The 16,503-nt window shown below is 61.4% G+C and carries 10 protein-coding genes; 5 read left to right on the top strand and 5 right to left on the bottom strand.

Going from position 1 to position 16,503, the window contains the following annotated elements; all coding sequences use genetic code 11:
• Window positions 1-80: 80 nt before the first annotated feature.
• From DW899_RS05090 to metK, 3 genes are all read right to left on the bottom strand, one after another.
• Window positions 81-1,796, bottom strand: a complete 1,716-nt coding sequence (locus DW899_RS05090; protein ID WP_158566572.1) for a L,D-transpeptidase — start codon at window positions 1,794-1,796, stop codon at window positions 81-83.
• A 149-nt stretch (window positions 1,797-1,945) separates the two neighbouring features.
• On the bottom strand, window positions 1,946-3,553 hold the full coding sequence (sdaAA, locus tag DW899_RS05085) for an L-serine ammonia-lyase, iron-sulfur-dependent, subunit alpha (protein WP_117629348.1): 1,608 nt from the start codon (window positions 3,551-3,553) through the stop codon (window positions 1,946-1,948).
• A 311-nt stretch (window positions 3,554-3,864) separates the two neighbouring features.
• A complete protein-coding gene (metK, locus tag DW899_RS05080; RefSeq protein ID WP_117629349.1) occupies window positions 3,865-5,145 on the bottom strand; it encodes a methionine adenosyltransferase in 1,281 nt (426 codons plus the stop codon).
• A gap of 220 nt (window positions 5,146-5,365) precedes the next feature.
• On the opposite strand from metK, the gene gltX reads away from it, so the two are divergent.
• The 5 genes from gltX (at window position 5,366) to DW899_RS05055 (ending at window position 12,708) form a co-directional block, all read left to right on the top strand.
• Complete coding sequence (gene gltX, locus DW899_RS05075) at window positions 5,366-6,841, top strand: glutamate--tRNA ligase (RefSeq protein WP_117629350.1); 1,476 nt, start codon at window positions 5,366-5,368, stop codon at window positions 6,839-6,841.
• Between the two features lie 210 nt (window positions 6,842-7,051).
• Window positions 7,052-9,505 carry a primosomal protein N' gene (priA, locus tag DW899_RS05070; RefSeq protein WP_117629351.1) on the top strand — a complete coding sequence of 818 codons (2,454 nt, stop codon included), beginning with the start codon at window positions 7,052-7,054 and terminating at the stop codon, window positions 9,503-9,505.
• An 18-nt stretch (window positions 9,506-9,523) separates the two neighbouring features.
• Entirely contained in the window at window positions 9,524-10,060 is a 537-nt protein-coding gene (gene def / locus DW899_RS05065; RefSeq protein WP_117583490.1) for a peptide deformylase, read from the top strand.
• A 330-nt stretch (window positions 10,061-10,390) separates the two neighbouring features.
• Entirely contained in the window at window positions 10,391-11,311 is a 921-nt protein-coding gene (gene fmt, locus DW899_RS05060; RefSeq protein WP_117583491.1) for a methionyl-tRNA formyltransferase, read from the top strand.
• Window positions 11,308-12,708: an RsmB/NOP family class I SAM-dependent RNA methyltransferase gene (locus tag DW899_RS05055; protein WP_117583492.1), complete on the top strand. Its 1,401-nt coding sequence runs from the start codon at window positions 11,308-11,310 to the stop codon at window positions 12,706-12,708. The genes fmt and DW899_RS05055 overlap by 4 nt, the downstream gene beginning before the upstream one ends.
• 160 nt (window positions 12,709-12,868) lie before the next feature.
• Here the strand turns inward: DW899_RS05055 and DW899_RS05050 are convergent, their stop codons facing one another.
• Window positions 12,869-13,105 (bottom strand): FmdB family zinc ribbon protein, encoded by a 237-nt coding sequence (locus DW899_RS05050; RefSeq protein ID WP_117583493.1) that lies wholly within the window; start codon window positions 13,103-13,105, stop codon window positions 12,869-12,871.
• Window positions 13,106-13,193: 88 nt separating this feature from the next.
• Window positions 13,194-16,490 (bottom strand): 4-alpha-glucanotransferase, encoded by a 3,297-nt coding sequence (locus DW899_RS05045; protein WP_117629352.1) that lies wholly within the window; start codon window positions 16,488-16,490, stop codon window positions 13,194-13,196.
• Between the last annotated feature and the right edge of the window lie 13 nt (window positions 16,491-16,503).

Raw genomic sequence — 16,503 nt, 5'->3', positions numbered from 1 at the left:
GGCGGGCGTATAGAAGTTGCGGATGACGGTACTGTAAGTTTTGTCGCCGTGCTGTTTACTTGTTGTAGACGTTAGCTGCGTTACGAGTGCACGACCACGCAGAGGCCGACTTTGATGCGCTCGTGGAGCGACTTGGCATCGGCCAGACGCAGGTTGATACAACCGTGGCTACCGCACCACTTGTACGATTCGGCGTTATCGAAACTCGAATCGTTTTGCCAGGTGGCGTCGTGGAATCCGACCATATTGCCCTCGAACGGCATCCAGTAGCTTACCGGGCTCTCGTATTTGGGCTTGCCGGTCTCGGGGTCCTTGGCACCGATAAGCTTGCTGGCGCCATTGTTGCTGTTGATCTGCCATACGCCCTCGGGGGTGGCGTCCTCTCCCGGCTTGCCAGAAATAAAGTTGGCCTCCCAAACGATATTACCGTTCTCGTCATAGTAGCGCGCGTGCTGCTCGGACAGATCGACGTCGATATACGCCTTCCAGTCGGGCTCTCCCTTTGCGGTAAAGGTGTCGGCCTTCTGGGAGTACTTGATCTCGATTTCGCCGGCCTGCTTGTTGTTAATGGCGTCCTCGACCTGCTTGGCGAGCGAGCTGCTGTCGATGGACCAACCAAAGTCACCGCCTTCGACGGCACACTGCTTGCCATCGGCGCGCGTCCACCAGCGAGTGGAGCCCACGGTATTAAAGCCGTTGGCGAGCTCGGCTGCCCAACTGCTGATCTGCGACGTATCGAGCGTGGGGTTGGCCGGATCGGCAAAGCTGATCCACTGCAATACGGAGCTGCCATCAACCTTGCCGGCATCCTCGCCGTTGAGCTTGAGGGTCACGTTGACGCCCAAGAAGTTGTTGGCGGCATCGCATGCGGCCTGAATCTGATCATCGGTCAGCGTTCCATTGAGCGGCTCATAGGCATCGTTGCCGAGCTTGGAAAGATCTACGGTCTCGGCCAGCGAGGCAAGCTCGAGCTCGGCATACTTAATGACATGCTCGCGGTTGAGTTTTTCGTTGGAGCGCGCCTTCTCGACGGTAAACTTGCCGGCCTGCTCGTCATAGGAGCTATTGGCCTCGAACGCGCCCGAACGCCCCTCGTTAAACTCGTCGATGGCGGCGCCCAGATCCTTCTCAAACTGCTTTTGGTCAAAGGTGTCGGAGAGCATGGACAGGTCGACGTCTTGATCAAGATCGACTTCGTTGGAGCTAGCGGTTGTTTTGGTCTTGCCGCTTAAGGATTCTACAAGGCGAACCGGCCATACAATGGCTTCGTTGCGGCTGATAATCTCTTTTGCGGCAGCTTCGCCGTCGACAATGGGCTCATCGGACTCGGGCTGATAGGTCCAGCTAAAATCATCGCCTGTCACGGTGAGCTTATAGTGCTTCCAAGCCGAGTTGACCTTGGTGGCGGCAGACGAAGCGTTGGAGAACGAGACATCGACGCCGGCGATAGTGGTGTTGGGGTAGGCTACCTGCGAAAACGCTACAACGCCTACGATATAGACAATGACGATAAGACCCAGAACGACAAAGAGCGTCGTCTTTTTGCCCGACTTATTGTTCTCGGCGGGTTTGCGTGCGGGGCCGCGATCGCCTCGAGCGTGCGTGGGGGGCTGCTTGGGCGCATTGCCATTTGCCTGGCGCTGCTGATGCTGCTTGTTCGGACGTTGGGAAACGTTTGCCGCACCTCGCTGCTGACCGCGGCTCGGCGCGATAGGACGCGGCGACTGAACGCCGCCGGTGTGCCTGCTCGGCTGCTGCGGATCGGGAATCAGTTGAGTTCGATCGTTTTGCGACATCGTATGCATATCCTTCGGATTTCGCCTTGCGGCTCATCGTGTTTTTACTGGGCTTGCATTATAGCGATTACCCAGTTGTTTGTGGTATGGAAACGGTGGCATTCAAAAGAGGTGGGACATTTGTCCCACCTTCGAGTCTTTCTTTGTCGCTATCCGCACTCACCGCATTTTGCACAGGCCGAAAGTGCGGCCGGAGCCTGCGCGATGCCACCCTTTGCCGTCTCGCGCAGCGTGGCCGGCAACGCGTGGCCCACGGAGAGCATGACGTGCGCCATCTGGTCAAACGGCACCAGGCTCTTGATACCGGCAAGTGCAAGCTGCGCCGAGCTAAATGCCGCGGCCACGCCGATGGCATTGCGGTTTTGGCACGGCACCTCCACGAGGCCGCCCACCGGGTCGCAGACCAGGCCCAGCAGGTTGCTCAGGGCGATGGAGCTGGCGTCGAGTGCCTGCTCAGGCGTGCCTCCGAGCATCTGCACCAGCGCGGCGGCGGCCATGGCGGCCGCGCTTCCCACCTCGGCTTGGCATCCGCCCTCGGCGCCGGCGACGCAGGCGCTCGTGGTGAGGTTGAGGCCGATGGCGGCGGCGCAGTAGAGGGCGTCCATGACTTGCTCATCGTCCAGTTGCAGATGGTCGGCGAGCGCCAGCACGCAGCCGGGCACGACGCCTGCGGAGCCGGCCGTGGGGGCGGCGACGATCACTCCCATTGTGGCGGAGCGCTCAAGGACGGCCATGGCGCGGGCCACGGCATCGGTCTGGACGGCGCCCATCAGGCTTACGCTCAAGTCGTTGCGGCCGGTGGCATCAACGAGCTTGGCCTCGCCGCCGATAAGCCCGCCGAGCGAGCGCTGAGGATTGGCGATGGGGGCCGTGGTCTCCTCGCGCATGACGTCGAGCACGCGGCGCATGGCGGCGACGGCGTGGGCCTCGCCGGTCAGGCGCGCCTCGCGAACGGCCATGACGGCGCCGATGTTGAGGCCGAGTTCGGCGCAGGCGTCGAGCAACTGCGCACCATCGTCAAAGATTTCCTTGGCCGAAACGCCGGGGGAGAGCGACGAGGCCGAGCCCGGGAGCTCGATAAAGGTGGCGTAGTTTACATTGTCGAGCTTGCGCAGCATGGGGATGACGGTGTCGTCGGGGGCGCCATCGGTTTCAAAGACGGAGTATGCCTGGCCGCCCACCTCGGTGCGGTAGGTGCGGCAGAAAGCGATGTTTACATGTGCGTAGGCGAGCAGGTTCGTGAGCGCGGCGAGCACACCGGGGACGTCCTGGTGGGCCACGAAGAGCGTGGAATACATGCCCGAGATATCGACGCCGACGCCGTTGATGCGGCTGATGCGCATCTTGCCGCCGCCGAGGCTCTCGCCGCGGACCTGCGCCGTGGCGCCCGTATCGTCGGCCATGTCGATGTCGACGGTGTTGGGATGGATGGAGGCGTCGTCGCCCTTAATTTCAAAGTGGTAGTCGAGGCCCTGCTCGCGTGCGAGGTCGAAGGCCTGCTTGATGTTCTCGTCATCGGTGTCGAGGCCCAGAATGCCCGCGACGAGAGCGCGGTCGGTGCCGTGGCCGCGGTAGGTGTGGGCGAAGGAGTTCCACAGGCCAAAGGTGACTTTGGTGATGCGGCCTTCCAGCAGGCTGGCGGCAACTTGTGCGCAGCGCAGGGCGCCGGCGGTGTGCGATGAGCTGGGGCCGACCATGACGGGGCCCAAGATCTCGAATGCCGAGGTCGTAGCTAGTGTTTGTGGCTTGCCTGCCATATGCGCTCCTGTTCTATCCCGTCGTCCCGAGGGGCGGGGCATAAGGTCGCCTGCTCGGACAGTCCTGACTCGCACGGAGAGCACATTAAGTGCTCTCCGGCTCGTGCGGAACTCGCGATCGACCTTATGCCCCGCCCCTCGGGACTAAGGATACATGGTAGAGGCGCTCGTGCTGCAAAATTCATGAGCTGGTGACCTATTCTGCGTCCCAGGTCGGCTCATCTTCACCACCGGTTAATAAAAAAGAGGTACCGGTTGGTCCGGTACCTCTTTTGGTGCGTTTCGATTTGGCTGTAGCTTTTGCCGCTAGCTTACAGGCCGCAGGCTGCTTTGAGTTCTTCGACTCGGTCGGTATTCTCCCAGGTGAAGTCGGCGTCTTCGCGGCCGAAGTGGCCGTAGGCTGCCGTCTTCTCGTAGATCGGTCGACGCAGGTCCAGGTCGCGGATGATTGCGCCCGGGCGCAGGTCGAAGGTCTTCTCGACGGCCTCGACGATCTTGTCCTCGGCAACATGCGCGGTACCGAAGGTGTCGACCATGATTGAGAGGGGCTTGGAAACGCCGATGGCGTAGGCGAGCTCGACTTCACAGCGGTCGGCCAGACCGGCGGCGACCACGTTCTTGGCGACCCAGCGCGCGGCATACGCGGCGGAACGGTCGACCTTGGTGCAGTCCTTGCCGCTAAAGGCGCCACCGCCGTGACGGCCGTAGCCGCCGTAGGTGTCGACGATGATCTTGCGGCCGGTGAGGCCCGTGTCGCCCATGGGGCCGCCCACGACAAAGCGACCGGTGGGGTTCACGTAGATCTCCGCGTTGTCCCACGGCATGTTCTCGGCGGCCATGACCGGGGTGATGACGTGTTCGATGAGGTCGGCCTTGATCTTGCCCATGTCCTCAATCTCGGCGGCGTGCTGCGTGGAGATGACGATGGTCGTGACCTCCACGGGCTTGCCTTCCTCGTAGCGCACCGTGACCTGGGTCTTGCCGTCGGGGCGCAGGTAGGGCAGGGTTCCGTCATGGCGCACGGCAGCCAGGCGCTCGGCCAGGCGGCTTGCCAGGTAGTGCGGCATGGGCATGAGGGTCTTGGTCTCGTTGGAGGCATAACCGAACATCATGCCCTGGTCGCCGGCGCCGATCAGGTCGATCGGGTCGGTGGTAGCGCCGGTCTGGGTCTCGAAGGACTCGTCAACGCCCTGGGCGATATCGGGCGACTGCTCGTGGATGAGGCTCATAACGCCGCAGGTGTCGCAGTCAAAACCGAACTTGGCACGGTTGTAGCCAATGCGGCGGATAACGCCGCGGGCGATTTCCTGTACGTCGACGTAGGCCTGGGTGCGAATTTCGCCGGCAACGATGATGGTGCCGGTGGTCACGAGGGTCTCGCAGGCGCAGCGGACGTTCTCCACGTTGGCAGGCACGCCGTTGGGGGCGATGTAGCCCTGCTCCTGGAGCTCTATTTCTTTGGCGAGGATTGCGTCGAGGACGGCGTCACTGATCTGGTCAGCGATCTTATCGGGATGACCTTCGGTCACCGACTCCGACGTAAAAACAAAGGACCCGTGTTGGGGTGGAATGGAACGAAGTTCTTCTGACATGATTGTCCTTTCAAAAACGTGTTCCGGCGACCGTTACCATTCCGCCGGGCTCTCTATGCAAGAGCACATCATAGCGCGTAAATCAAACATTCACACCCTTTCCGCACCTACTCATTTAAGTCTGTCCCCAATGAGTGGGTCGGTGCCCTTTGTGCGGAGGTTGCTTTGTTGCTTTATACTGGTGCGGTTAGACATCCATCCTGCAATCGAGGAGATTTCCATGGCATCAGACGTTCGCGTCCGCTTTGCACCCTCACCGACGGGCAAGCTGCACATCGGCGGCGCCCGCACCGCTATCTATAACTGGGCTTTCGCCCGTGCTAACGGCGGCACGTTCATCCTGCGCATTGACGACACCGATCCCACCCGCTCTACCGACGAGAACACGCAGATCATCCTGCGCGCCATGCGTTGGCTGGGCCTGGACTGGGACGAGGGTCCCGAGGTGGGCGGAGACTTTGGCCCCTATGCCCAGACCGAGCGCCTGGACCTGTACAAGCAGGCCGCCCAGAAACTTTGGGACGAGGGCAAGGCCTATCCCTGCTTCTGCACCAAGGAGCAGCTCGACGCCGACCGCAAGGCCGCGCAGGAGCGCAAGGACCCCTTCCAGGGCTATCAGCGTCGTTGCCGCGATCTTGATCCCGAGGAGGCCCGCCGCCGCATCGAGGCCGGCGAGTCCTACGTCCTGCGCATCAAGGTGCCCGTGGACCGCGGCGACGTCGTCATCCACGATGCCGTCCACGGCGAGGTGACCTTCGACGCCAAGGAGCTCGACGACTTTGTCATCTTCCGCTCCGATGGCACGCCCACGTACAACTTCGCGACCGTCGTCGACGACGCCATGATGAAGATCACCCATGTCATCCGCGGCGACGACCACCTGTCCAACACCCCGCGCCAGGTCATGGTCTACGAGGCCCTCGGCGCGCCCGTGCCCACGTTCGCCCACATCTCCATGATCCTGGGCGCCGACGGTAAGAAGCTCTCCAAGCGCCACGGCGCAACTTCGGTGGAGGAGTACCGCGACGCCGGTTACCTTTCCGACGCCTTCGTCAACTACCTGGCGCTGCTCGGCTGGTCGCTCGACGGCGAGACCACGATCATCCCGCGCGATGTCCTAGCCAGCAAGTTCTCGCTCGACCGCATCTCCAAGAACCCGGCGACCTTCGATCCCAAGAAGCTCGATTGGGTCAATGCCGAGTACATCAACGGCATGTCCGACGCGCAGTTTGCCGATGAGATCATGGTCCCCAAGCTGCACGAGGCGGGTCTCATCGAGGGCAACGTCGAGTACGGCGAGGACTGGATTGATGCGCTTGCCGCCATCGTCAAGCCGCGCACCAAGATGCCGACCGACGCCGTGACCGTCGCCGCTCCCATCTTTGCTACGGCCGAGACGCTCGAGTATGACGAGAAATCCGTTAACAAGGGCCTGGCTAAGGAAGGCATGGGCGCCATTCTGGATGTCGCCAAGGCTGCGCTCGAGGGCGTGGACAAGTGGACTGCCGGGGCCATCGACGCCGCGCTTGAGCCGCTGCCCGAGCAGATGGACCTCAAGAAGCGCGTGGTGTTCCAGGCCGTGCGCGTCGCCGTCTGCGGCAACATGGTTAGCCCTCCGCTGGGCGAGACCATGGCGCTCGTCGGCCGCGACGACTGCCTGGCGCGTATCGACCGCGCTCGCACGATGGCGCTGTAGTAGACGCGCAAATGCATGTATCCGAGCCCCGTTCACCCGAGCGGGGCTCTTGTTTCTGTACCGATGAGTGGGTTGCTGGGACAAAATAATCAGTAGTGTTTGTCCCATGTTCGAGTGACGCAACGAGCTCGACACTCGTATCGGCCATGGGACAAACTCTACTGATTATTTTGTCCCACCCCTTTCAGGTCCGTTCGTTAGAGGTGGTGTATGGCTCAACAACTGTCGCTGTTTGGTTTGCCGGAACCGGAGGAAGCTCCGGTGAAGCCCAAGCCTGCCGCTGCCTCGGCTCAGTCTAAGCCTTCGTCCGAGCCCCCTGCCGCCTACGCGAGCGTGGTCCTCGACATCCCCACCCGTGCGCTGTCGGAACCGTTTGCTTACGGCATCCCCGAGTCCCTTGCCAACGAGGTCCAGATCGGATCCACGGTCCTGGTCCACTTTGGTAACCGTGCCGCCGCGGGCTATGTCGTCGACATTGCGCCTGATCTGGGCGATCTGCCGGGCAACAACGCCCTTGACCTTTCGCGCATCAAGCCTGTCGAAGCCATCCTCAGCAAACCGCTCTTTACCGCCGAGGCTGCACGCATTGCGCGCTGGATGAGCCGCGAGTATGTCGCGACGCTTTCCGAGTGCCTGCGCCTGTTTTTGCCACCGGGCGGCAGCCCGCGTGTGGTCAAGGGCGACGACGGCGTGTGGACGGTTGAACGTCCAGCCGTCAAACCCATCCAAAACCGCTGGGTGATGCTTACGCCCGAAGGCTTTGACTACACGCCACCCAAGACCGCGGTCCGCCAGCGCCAACTCATCGAGGCGCTCCAGTGCGGACCGGTCACGACGCGCGACCTCAACCTTCTCTATAACAGCATGTCGGCGACCATCAAGGCGCTCGAAAAACGCGGCGTTGTGGTGGTGGAAGAGCGCCGCGCCTGGCGTGGCTGCGGCGAGCAGACCACGCTGTCCTCGGCAAGCGGCAAAGCGCCGGTCTCCCTTACCAGTGGCCAGCAACAGGCACTCGCGCAGATTGAGCGCGCCCGTCTGGACGCTCATGGCGACGTGGTGCTGGTCGACGGCGTCACCGGCTCCGGCAAAACCGAGGTTTACCTCTCCGCCATCGAGCGCGTGCTCGCAGCCGGTCGCTCGGCCTGCGTGCTGGTGCCCGAGATTTCGCTGACGGCCCAGACCGTCGGCCGCTTCCGTTCGCGCTTTGGCGAGACGGTCGCCGTGTTCCATTCGCGGCTTTCGGCCGGCGAGCGCCTGGACCAGTGGGATATGGTTGCCAGCGGTGCGGCCCGCGTGGTCGTCGGCGCACGTTCGGCGCTCTTTTGCCCGCTTGGCGACCTGGGCCTCATCATCATTGACGAGGAGCACGAGACCAGCTACAAGCAGGGGTCCAGTCCGCGCTACCACGCGCGCGAGGTGGCGGCCGAGATGGCGCGGCGCTACCGCTGCCCGCTCGTGTTGGGCTCCGCCACGCCCTCGGCCGAGGCCCTCGACCACTGCCGCCGTGGAACGTATAACGGCACCACTTGGACGCGCGTCGAGATGCCCGAGCGCCCGGGACACGCCGTGCTGCCCGAGGTCCGCATTGCCGACCTGCGCCGCGAGTTTTCGCACGGTAGCCGTTCAATGTTCTCTAAACCGCTGATGGAAGGTTTGGAGCGCGTTGTAGAGCACCGCGAGAAGGCCGTGCTGCTGCATAACCGCCGTGGCTTTGCGCCGTTCCTGATGTGTCGCGAGTGCGGCTGCGTTCCCACCTGCAACCACTGCTCCACCGCGCTTACGTATCACGAGCGCACGCACACGCTGCAATGTCACACATGCGGATCCTCCTGGCGCGTGCAGCCGTATCCCGCGCCCACGAGTCGTTGCCCCAAATGTGGCAGTCGCTACCTGGCAAAAATGGGGCTGGGCACGCAGCAGATCGAGGACGCACTGCACCAGATGCTGCCCGAGGACGTCGCCATCATCCGCATGGATGCCGATTCCACGCGCGGCAAGGATGCGCACAAAAAGCTGCTCGAGCAGTTCGATGCTGCCGATTGCGCCGTGTTGCTGGGCACCCAGATGATCGCCAAAGGCCTCGACTTTCCCGAGGTCACGCTCGTGGGTGTGGTCAATGCTGACTTCGCCCTCAAGCTGCCGGATTTCCGCGCAGGGGAGCGCGCCTACGATTTGCTTGAGCAGGTCGCCGGTCGCGCCGGTCGCGGCGACCGCCCTGGCGAGGTCATCATCCAGACGTATCTGCCCGAGGATCCGGTCATTCGCGCCGTCGCCGAGCACGATCGCTCGATCTTTACCGACTACGACCTGGACCAGCGCCGCGACGCACTGTATCCGCCGTTCGTGCGCCTGGTTAACATTTTGGTGTGGTCGGCAAGCCGCGACGATGCGCAGGATTATATCGGGCGCATTGCAAAGCTTCTTAAGCGCCGCTGGCATGCCGCCGCGCCCGACTTTTTGCGGGCGGGGAGCGCCGTGCCCCAGGTGCTGGGCCCGGCTTCGTGTGTAATCGAGAGAGCCAAGGACCGTTACCGCTTCCATCTGCTTGTGAAGTCGCCTGTGGGGTACCATGTCTCTGATGATATCGACGCCTGCCTCAAAGAGGTGGGCTCTGTGCGCGGCGTGAGCGTGAGCGTTGACGTCGATGCCTATGATTTGATGTAACAACCCGAAAGGATGGCCATGGAAGCCAACGGAATCGTACTGTCGCCCGACCCTCGCCTGCGTCAGGAGTGCGCCGTGATCGAGGAGATCACCCCAGCGATCGAGGCGCTTGCCGAGAAGATGAAGAAGATGATGTTCGACAACGGCGGTTGCGGCCTGGCTGCTCCGCAGATCGGCGAGCTTATTCAGCTCGTCACCATTGACTGCGACTACAGCGACAAGAACGACTACGACCCGTACGTGCTCATCAACCCTGTCATTGTTGAGCAGAGTGACCATCTGGTGCCGTTTAGCGAGGGCTGCCTGTCCATCCCTGGCATTAGCTGCGAGATCGAGCGTCCCGACCATGTCGTCGTAGAGGCGTACGACTTGGACGCAAACCTGATTCGCTACGAGGCTACGGGCGACCTGTTCTGCGTGTGCCTGCAGCACGAGATCGATCACCTGCATGGCAACACTATGTTCGAGCGACTGAAGCCCATGCAGAGGCTCAAGGCCGTCAAGGAGTACCAGGACGCCCTGGCCCGCGGCGCTCGACCGGGCGAGACGGAGTAGGTTAATTGTCCGTCCCTGGGATGGGGCCCACACATATCATCCCGTGCTCAAACATTCTCGCTTTGCTGCGAAACTGCGCGCGGGACGATATGTGTGGGCCCCATCCCAGGGACTACGTTGTCGCTCTTCGTTTCGCCCGGGTGCCGTCGGGCCAGGGAGGGGCGTCTTCGCTGATAGGTGCTTTCTTGGGAGGGCTGCTTTTATGCGGCTCTTTCTTTGTTTTTGGGTATATTTGTTTCTGTTGAACTATTCTTGCGGCTGGGCGCGCTTGCGACCAGGAACGCTTTTTTGTAGCCGTCTCGGCTCGTTATTGAGAGGAGACTAACTTTTATGCGTATTGTGTTTATGGGTACGCCTGATTTTGCTGTGCCTTCTTTGACTTCGCTTGTTGAGGCTGGGAATGAGATTGCGCTTGTTGTTACTCGTCCTGATGCTGTTCGTGGGCGTGGTAAGAAGCTGGAGCCGTCTCCTGTTAAGGCTAAGGCGCTGGAGCTGGGGTTGCCGGTCATTGAGGCGAATCGTATGACGCCTGAGGTTGTTGAGGTGCTCCAGGCTGCCCAGGCTGATATTTTCTGTGTGGCTGCCTATGGCTGCATTTTGCCCGATGAGGTGCTGCATATGGCACCGCTCGGCATTGTGAATGTTCATGCGTCCTTGCTGCCTCGTTGGCGTGGGGCTGCTCCTATTCAGCGTGCCATTCTTGCTGGTGATGAGGTTGTTGGCGTTTCCATTATGCGCATTGGGCATGGCGTGGATACCGGCGCTTATTGCGCCCAGGCGTCTACGTCGGTTGCAGGCAAGCATGCCGAGGCACTGACTACGGAGCTTGGCGAGCTGGGCGGCAAACTGCTTGCCGATACGTTTCCTTCTCTTGCCGATGGCACCGCCGTGTGGACTGAACAGGATGAGGCGCTCGTTACCCATGCTGCCAAGATCTCCAAGCAAGAGATGCGTCTGGATCCGCACATGGCGGCGCTTGATTGCGTGCGTCATGTGCTGGCCTCGTCCGATACCGCGCCTGCTCGTTGCGTGATTGCCGGCAAGACCGTGCGCGTGCTCGACGCTGCGCCGGCTGATGTGTCGCTTGGTGAGGGGCTCGTCGCCATTCAGGCTAAGCGTGTTTACCTTGGCCTTTCCGATGGCTCGGTTGAGTTGCTCGAGGTTAAGCCTGATGGCAAGCGTGCTATGGCCGCTTCTGCTTGGGCTGCTGGCCTGCAGGGTGCCGATCTTTCGTGGGGTGTTTTGTCATGAGCAAGCTGTCTCCCGCGCGCAAGCTTGCGCTCGATGTGCTGATGGAGGCCGATCGCCGCGGCATGTACGCGCGCGACGTGCTCTTGTCCCGTGCTTCCGCCAGGGCCATTGACCAGCGCGATTCCGCTTTTGCCGCCCGCTTGGCGCTGGGTGTTGCCGCCACGCAGGGTATTTTGGACGAGCTGCTCGACCAGTTTCTCGATAAGCCCAAAAAGGTCGCTCCGCGTGTGCGCATGGCGCTTCGTATCTCGGCCTTCGAGATGCTCTACCTGCATACGCCTGGCCGCGTTGCCGTAAGTCAGGGAGTTGAGTTGGTTCGCTGCGGTGCTAAGTCCGCCGCTGGCTTGGCCAATGCTGTACTCCATAAGGTTTCAGACAATGTTGAGGACTTTGCTACTGCGTCCGATGTGGATGAGTCTGAGCGACGCTTGGTTCGTCTGTCGCGTCTGATGGGTCTTCCTCGCTGGCTGTGCGCTCGCATTATGGCGTCGTTTGACACGCCAGAGGGTGCGCTTAACTTTGCCGGCAATCTGGCCCCCGCGCCGCTGGCCCTGCATGAGAACGCCTTTGCGACTAATCCCGATCCGTATATCTCGCAGCTTGTGGCACCCGTGTTCCCGGGTTGCCATGCCCCGGTTGATGCCCAGGTTACCGTTGCTTCGGGTGCGTTTGAACGTGCTGCCGCGGTGGCATCTGATCTCAACGCGCAACTTATCGCCACAGCTGCCACGCGCCCTGGTAGCTGCCTTGAGATTGGTGCCGGTCGTGGCACCAAGACCTATGTGATGATGTGCCAGGCCAAGCGTACGGGCTATGAGCGTCAGCATACGGCGCTCGATCTGCATGATCGCAAGTGCGATTTGAATCTCGCTCGCCTGCATAAGGCTGGTATTCAGGGCGTTCGCACGGTTTCGGGTGATGCTTGCGAGCTTGATGAGGTGCTCACATCGTTTGATGCCATGCTTGGCGAGCCGGTTAAGTTCGACACGGTCTTTATCGATGCGCCGTGCTCTGGCACCGGCACCATGCGCCGTCATCCCGAGATCCCGTGGCGCCTGACCGAAAAGGATGTGACGGTTGAGCTACCCAAGCTGCAGCTGACGATGCTCAAGGAAGCCGCTGCGCGTGTGGCTGCCGGCGGCGAGCTCATCTATGCGACGTGCTCGGTCTTTGATGAGGAGAACACGCAGGTTGTGGATGCGTTCTTGGCGTCGCCCGAGGGTGCGGACTTTAGCCTGGAGCCGCTCTCCGAGGCGCAGATTCTGCAACTCCCCGATTTCGAGCAGGCCAAGAAACTGGTAGCCGTCCGTCAAAACGACCGTGGCCTCTTCCAAAGCGTCCCCGTAAACGCCGACTCCTACGACGGCCACTTCTGCGCTCGCCTGATCCACAACTAACTACTAATTTGCGGTGAAATAGGGATTGAATAGCGGCTTCTACCTGCCAAACTGTCCTTATTTCACCGCAATTCATAAGGAAACCTGGCCTGATAATTAGCTACCCATTGCGCAAAGAAATAGCCCCGCGATCGGTGTTGATCGCGGGGCTGATTGGTTTCTAGTGGCTGTGCGGGCAGTTGGCGCAGCAGCCACTCGTGGCGCTGGTGCTGGAGCCGCCGCTTCGCTGGTCGGTGTTGTAGAAGCCGCTGCCCTCAAACTTGATGCCGCTGGCCGAGAACGTCTTGGCGGCCGGAGCGCCGCAGTTGGGGCACACGACCTCGGGGGTCTCGGACATGGGATGCTCAACCTCAAACACGTTGCCGCAGCTCGAGCACTTGTAATCGTAGCGCGCCATAATACTTCCTTTTCAGCACAAAGCGGGCAGATTACTCTGCCCGCAAAAATTCAAACGTCTGTAACTGTACCCTATATCGGGCGTTTTATCACGCTTCGCCCCAGAATCTATGCGTGTTGCGCAGGAGCTGTGCGGTTTTGCTCTCGGCGGCCGCAACGTCGGCCTCGTCAGCCTGCCAGGTCCAGTTGCCCGTGGCCACGCCCGGTACGTTCATGCGCGCGTCGTCGCCCAGCCCCAGGACATCCTGCAGCGGCATCATCACCAGTGGAGCGTCGCTTGTCAGCGCGTCGCTCATCAGCTTGGCTGCCACCTCAACACCGCTCGGCTCGTCGCCGCCCGCAAAGGAGCGCGTGCACCAACCCGCGAGCGTCGACGTGTCATGCGTCGATGTGTACAGGATCTTGCCGGGCGTAGGGTGCACGCCGCAACGAACGTCGTAATCGCTAAACTCCAGTACGTCCATACCGGGGAAGCCGCAAGTCGAAGCCATGGCGCGAACGCCGGGCGTCAGGTAGCCCAGGTCCTCGGCGATAAAGTTGAGCGGCCCCAGCTCGTCATAGGCGGTCTGGAACAGGTCCTTGCCCGGGCCTGCCAGCCAACGCCCGTCGGCGCAGGCCTTACCCGCGGGAATGCTAAAGTAGCTGTGGAAGCCCAGGAAGTGATCCAGGCGCACACGGTCGTAGAGCGAGAACGCGCGACGCAGACGGTCCATCCACCAGCGGTAGCCGTTCTCCTTCATGTGATCCCAACGGAAGGTGGGGTTGCCCCACACCTGGCCCTCGGGCGCAAAATTGTCGGGCGGCGCACCGGAGATCTCGATTGCCTTGCCGGTATCGGACAGCCAGAAGTTTTCGGGCTCGCTCCACGCGTCGGCCGAATCGTCCGAGACATACATCGGGATATCGCCGATGACCTCGATGCCCTTCTTGTGCGCATAGTTCATGAGCTCGCACCAAGCCAGGTCAAAGCGGTACTGCATGTACGCCTGATGCTCGGCCTCGTCGTGGAAGCGCTTGTCGTCGATTAGATGCTCGTTGTAGCGTGCGACATCTGCCGGCCAATCATGACGCGATTCGCCTTCAAAGTACTTCTTGACGGCCATGTAGACGCAGTACTTCTCGAGCCAATCGGCGTTGCGATGCTTAAATGCCGTGTAGAGCGGGTCTGCATCCTCGCCGCCACGGGCCTTCCAAGTCTCAAAGTCGGCCGCCAGCTCCTCTTGGCTTTCGGGCAGCAGGTCAATATTGCCTGCAAAGGCCGAAGGCCCAGCGTAAGGGGAGCGGAAGAAGTCCGTCGGGTTGACGGGAAGAACCTGCCAGTAGCGCATGCCCATGGCGGCCAGATGGTCGATAAAGCGACGCGTGGGCACGCCGATCGTACCCGGCTTGCCATCGTCAGTCGGTACCGAGGTGATATGACAAACGACACCCGCGCCGTGATCGAGCGGCTCTTGCAGACGCTGCTCGGCATGGTGATAGATGATCGACGAACCCAGCGGATACAGATCGAGTGTGACGGTACCGTTGTGGATTTCGCATTCGTGGCCACTAATCACGTCACTCGCACATTCGCCGAGCGCCGGAATCGTTACGCGGTGCGAGTTGCGCAGGCTGCGGTTGATGATAACCGTCGCAGACTCGCCGTCCTTGTCCGTACGGTTGTAAGCAAGCACCTCATCATTGAGCGCAAAGGCCTTGATCTCGCCATCGATCATAAACGGCAGGGCGCGGCGCATGGCGGAGGCGTTCTTGACAATAGCCAGCGTGTCGAAGTCGTGCAGTTGGTCCTTGGTCGGCAGCGTGCGGCGATTGCCCGGATCGGTCAGACCCTCAAGGCCGTACTCGTCGCCGTAGTAGATCGAAGGCACGCCGGGGAACGTCATCTGCATAAGCGTGGCGAGCCAAAAGCGGCTCTTGGCCAGTCCCATCGCGTTCTCGTCCAGGCGCCACTTGCTGCGCTCGCTCTCGGGCAGCTGCGACTCGTCGGGGCCACCGCCGAGCACCGAGATGATACGCGGGCGGTCGTGGCTCGAAAGCAGATTGAGCGCGCAGGACAATGCCTCGCTCGGGTAGTTCTCGCGCAGGGTCTCGATATCCTCGGCGGCCTCGTAGGCGTTCTTGTAGCCCATCAAAAAGCCGATGACCATGTCGCGGAAGGGGTAATCCATGGCAGAGTCCAGCTCGGAGCCCTGCAGGTAGCGGCGCAGATGGCCGTAGCTAATCTTGTTGGAGGCGTCTTCCCAGACTTCGCCGAGCAACAGTGCGTCGGGCTTTTCGGCAAGTACCGCCTTCTTGATCTGGGCCAGGAAGTCGTCCGAAAGCTCGTCGGCCACGTCCAGGCGCCAACCATGGGCACCGGCGCGCAGCCATTTGCGGATCACGCCGTCCTTGCCCAGGAGCCGCTCGCGCACCAGTTCGGAGCTCTCGTTGATGGCGGGCATGTTGCCCACGCCCCACCAGCAGTCATACGAACCGTCTTCATGGAAGTAAAACGCATCGCGCCACGGCGAGTCCTCGCTTTGCCAAGCACCGACGCCGGGATAATTGCCGTAGCGGTTAAAGTAGATCGAATCGTCGCCCGTGTGGTTGAAGACGCCGTCCAGGATGATGGAGATGCCCAGCTTCTCGGCTGCCTTGCACAGCTCGGTAAAGTCCTGCTCGGTGCCCAGGATCGGGTCGATCTTGGTGTAGTCGGCCGTGTCGTAGCGGTGGTTACTCGCGGCCTCAAAGATGGGGTTGAGGTAGATGGCCGTAAAGCCTAGCTCGGCAATGCGGGGCAGGTCATTTTGGATACCCTTGAGCGAGCCGCCGTAAAAATCCCAGGTCTTGATGGAGCCGTCTTCGGCACGCTCGTACTCGGGCGGTTCGTTCCAGTCCTCGACCATGCGGCGCTGGATTCCGTTGCGCGGTTTTTCAACTTCGGCAAGCGTGCGTTCGCGCCAGTTTTCGTCGCGTGCATAGCGGTCGGGGAAGATCTGGTAGACCATACCGCGCTCGTACCAAGTGGGACGGTTCTCTCGGTGCTTGTAGACGGTAATCTGGAAGGACGGAACCTCGGCGTAGTTGTAGGTCACACCCTCGCCACCGGTGCGACCCTGCGGTGCACCCAGGCGTACCACAGGCTGGCCCTCGATGTTGCAGATAAAGCTGTACCAGATAAGACAGGGCTCAGTGCACTCAAGCTCTACGGTAAATATGCCGTCGCCCTCGTGCGTCATGGGATACAGGGACTCACCGATTTCATCGACCCAGGTGCGCAGGGTGAGCGTTGCCTGGTTGGGGTCGGCATCCTCCAAAATCACCGAGAGCGAAACGGAAGTTCCTGTGGTCACAGCGCCAAACGGAGTACGAAACTGCGACAGACGGCTGTTGTGAATCAATCTCATAATACGGTCCAGT

It is taken from the genome of Collinsella sp. AM41-2BH (assembly GCF_003468085.1).
GTDB lineage: Bacteria > Actinomycetota > Coriobacteriia > Coriobacteriales > Coriobacteriaceae > Collinsella.
The sequence above is the reverse complement of the archived record's forward strand: the minus strand, read 5'-3'. Positions and strand labels throughout refer to the sequence as shown.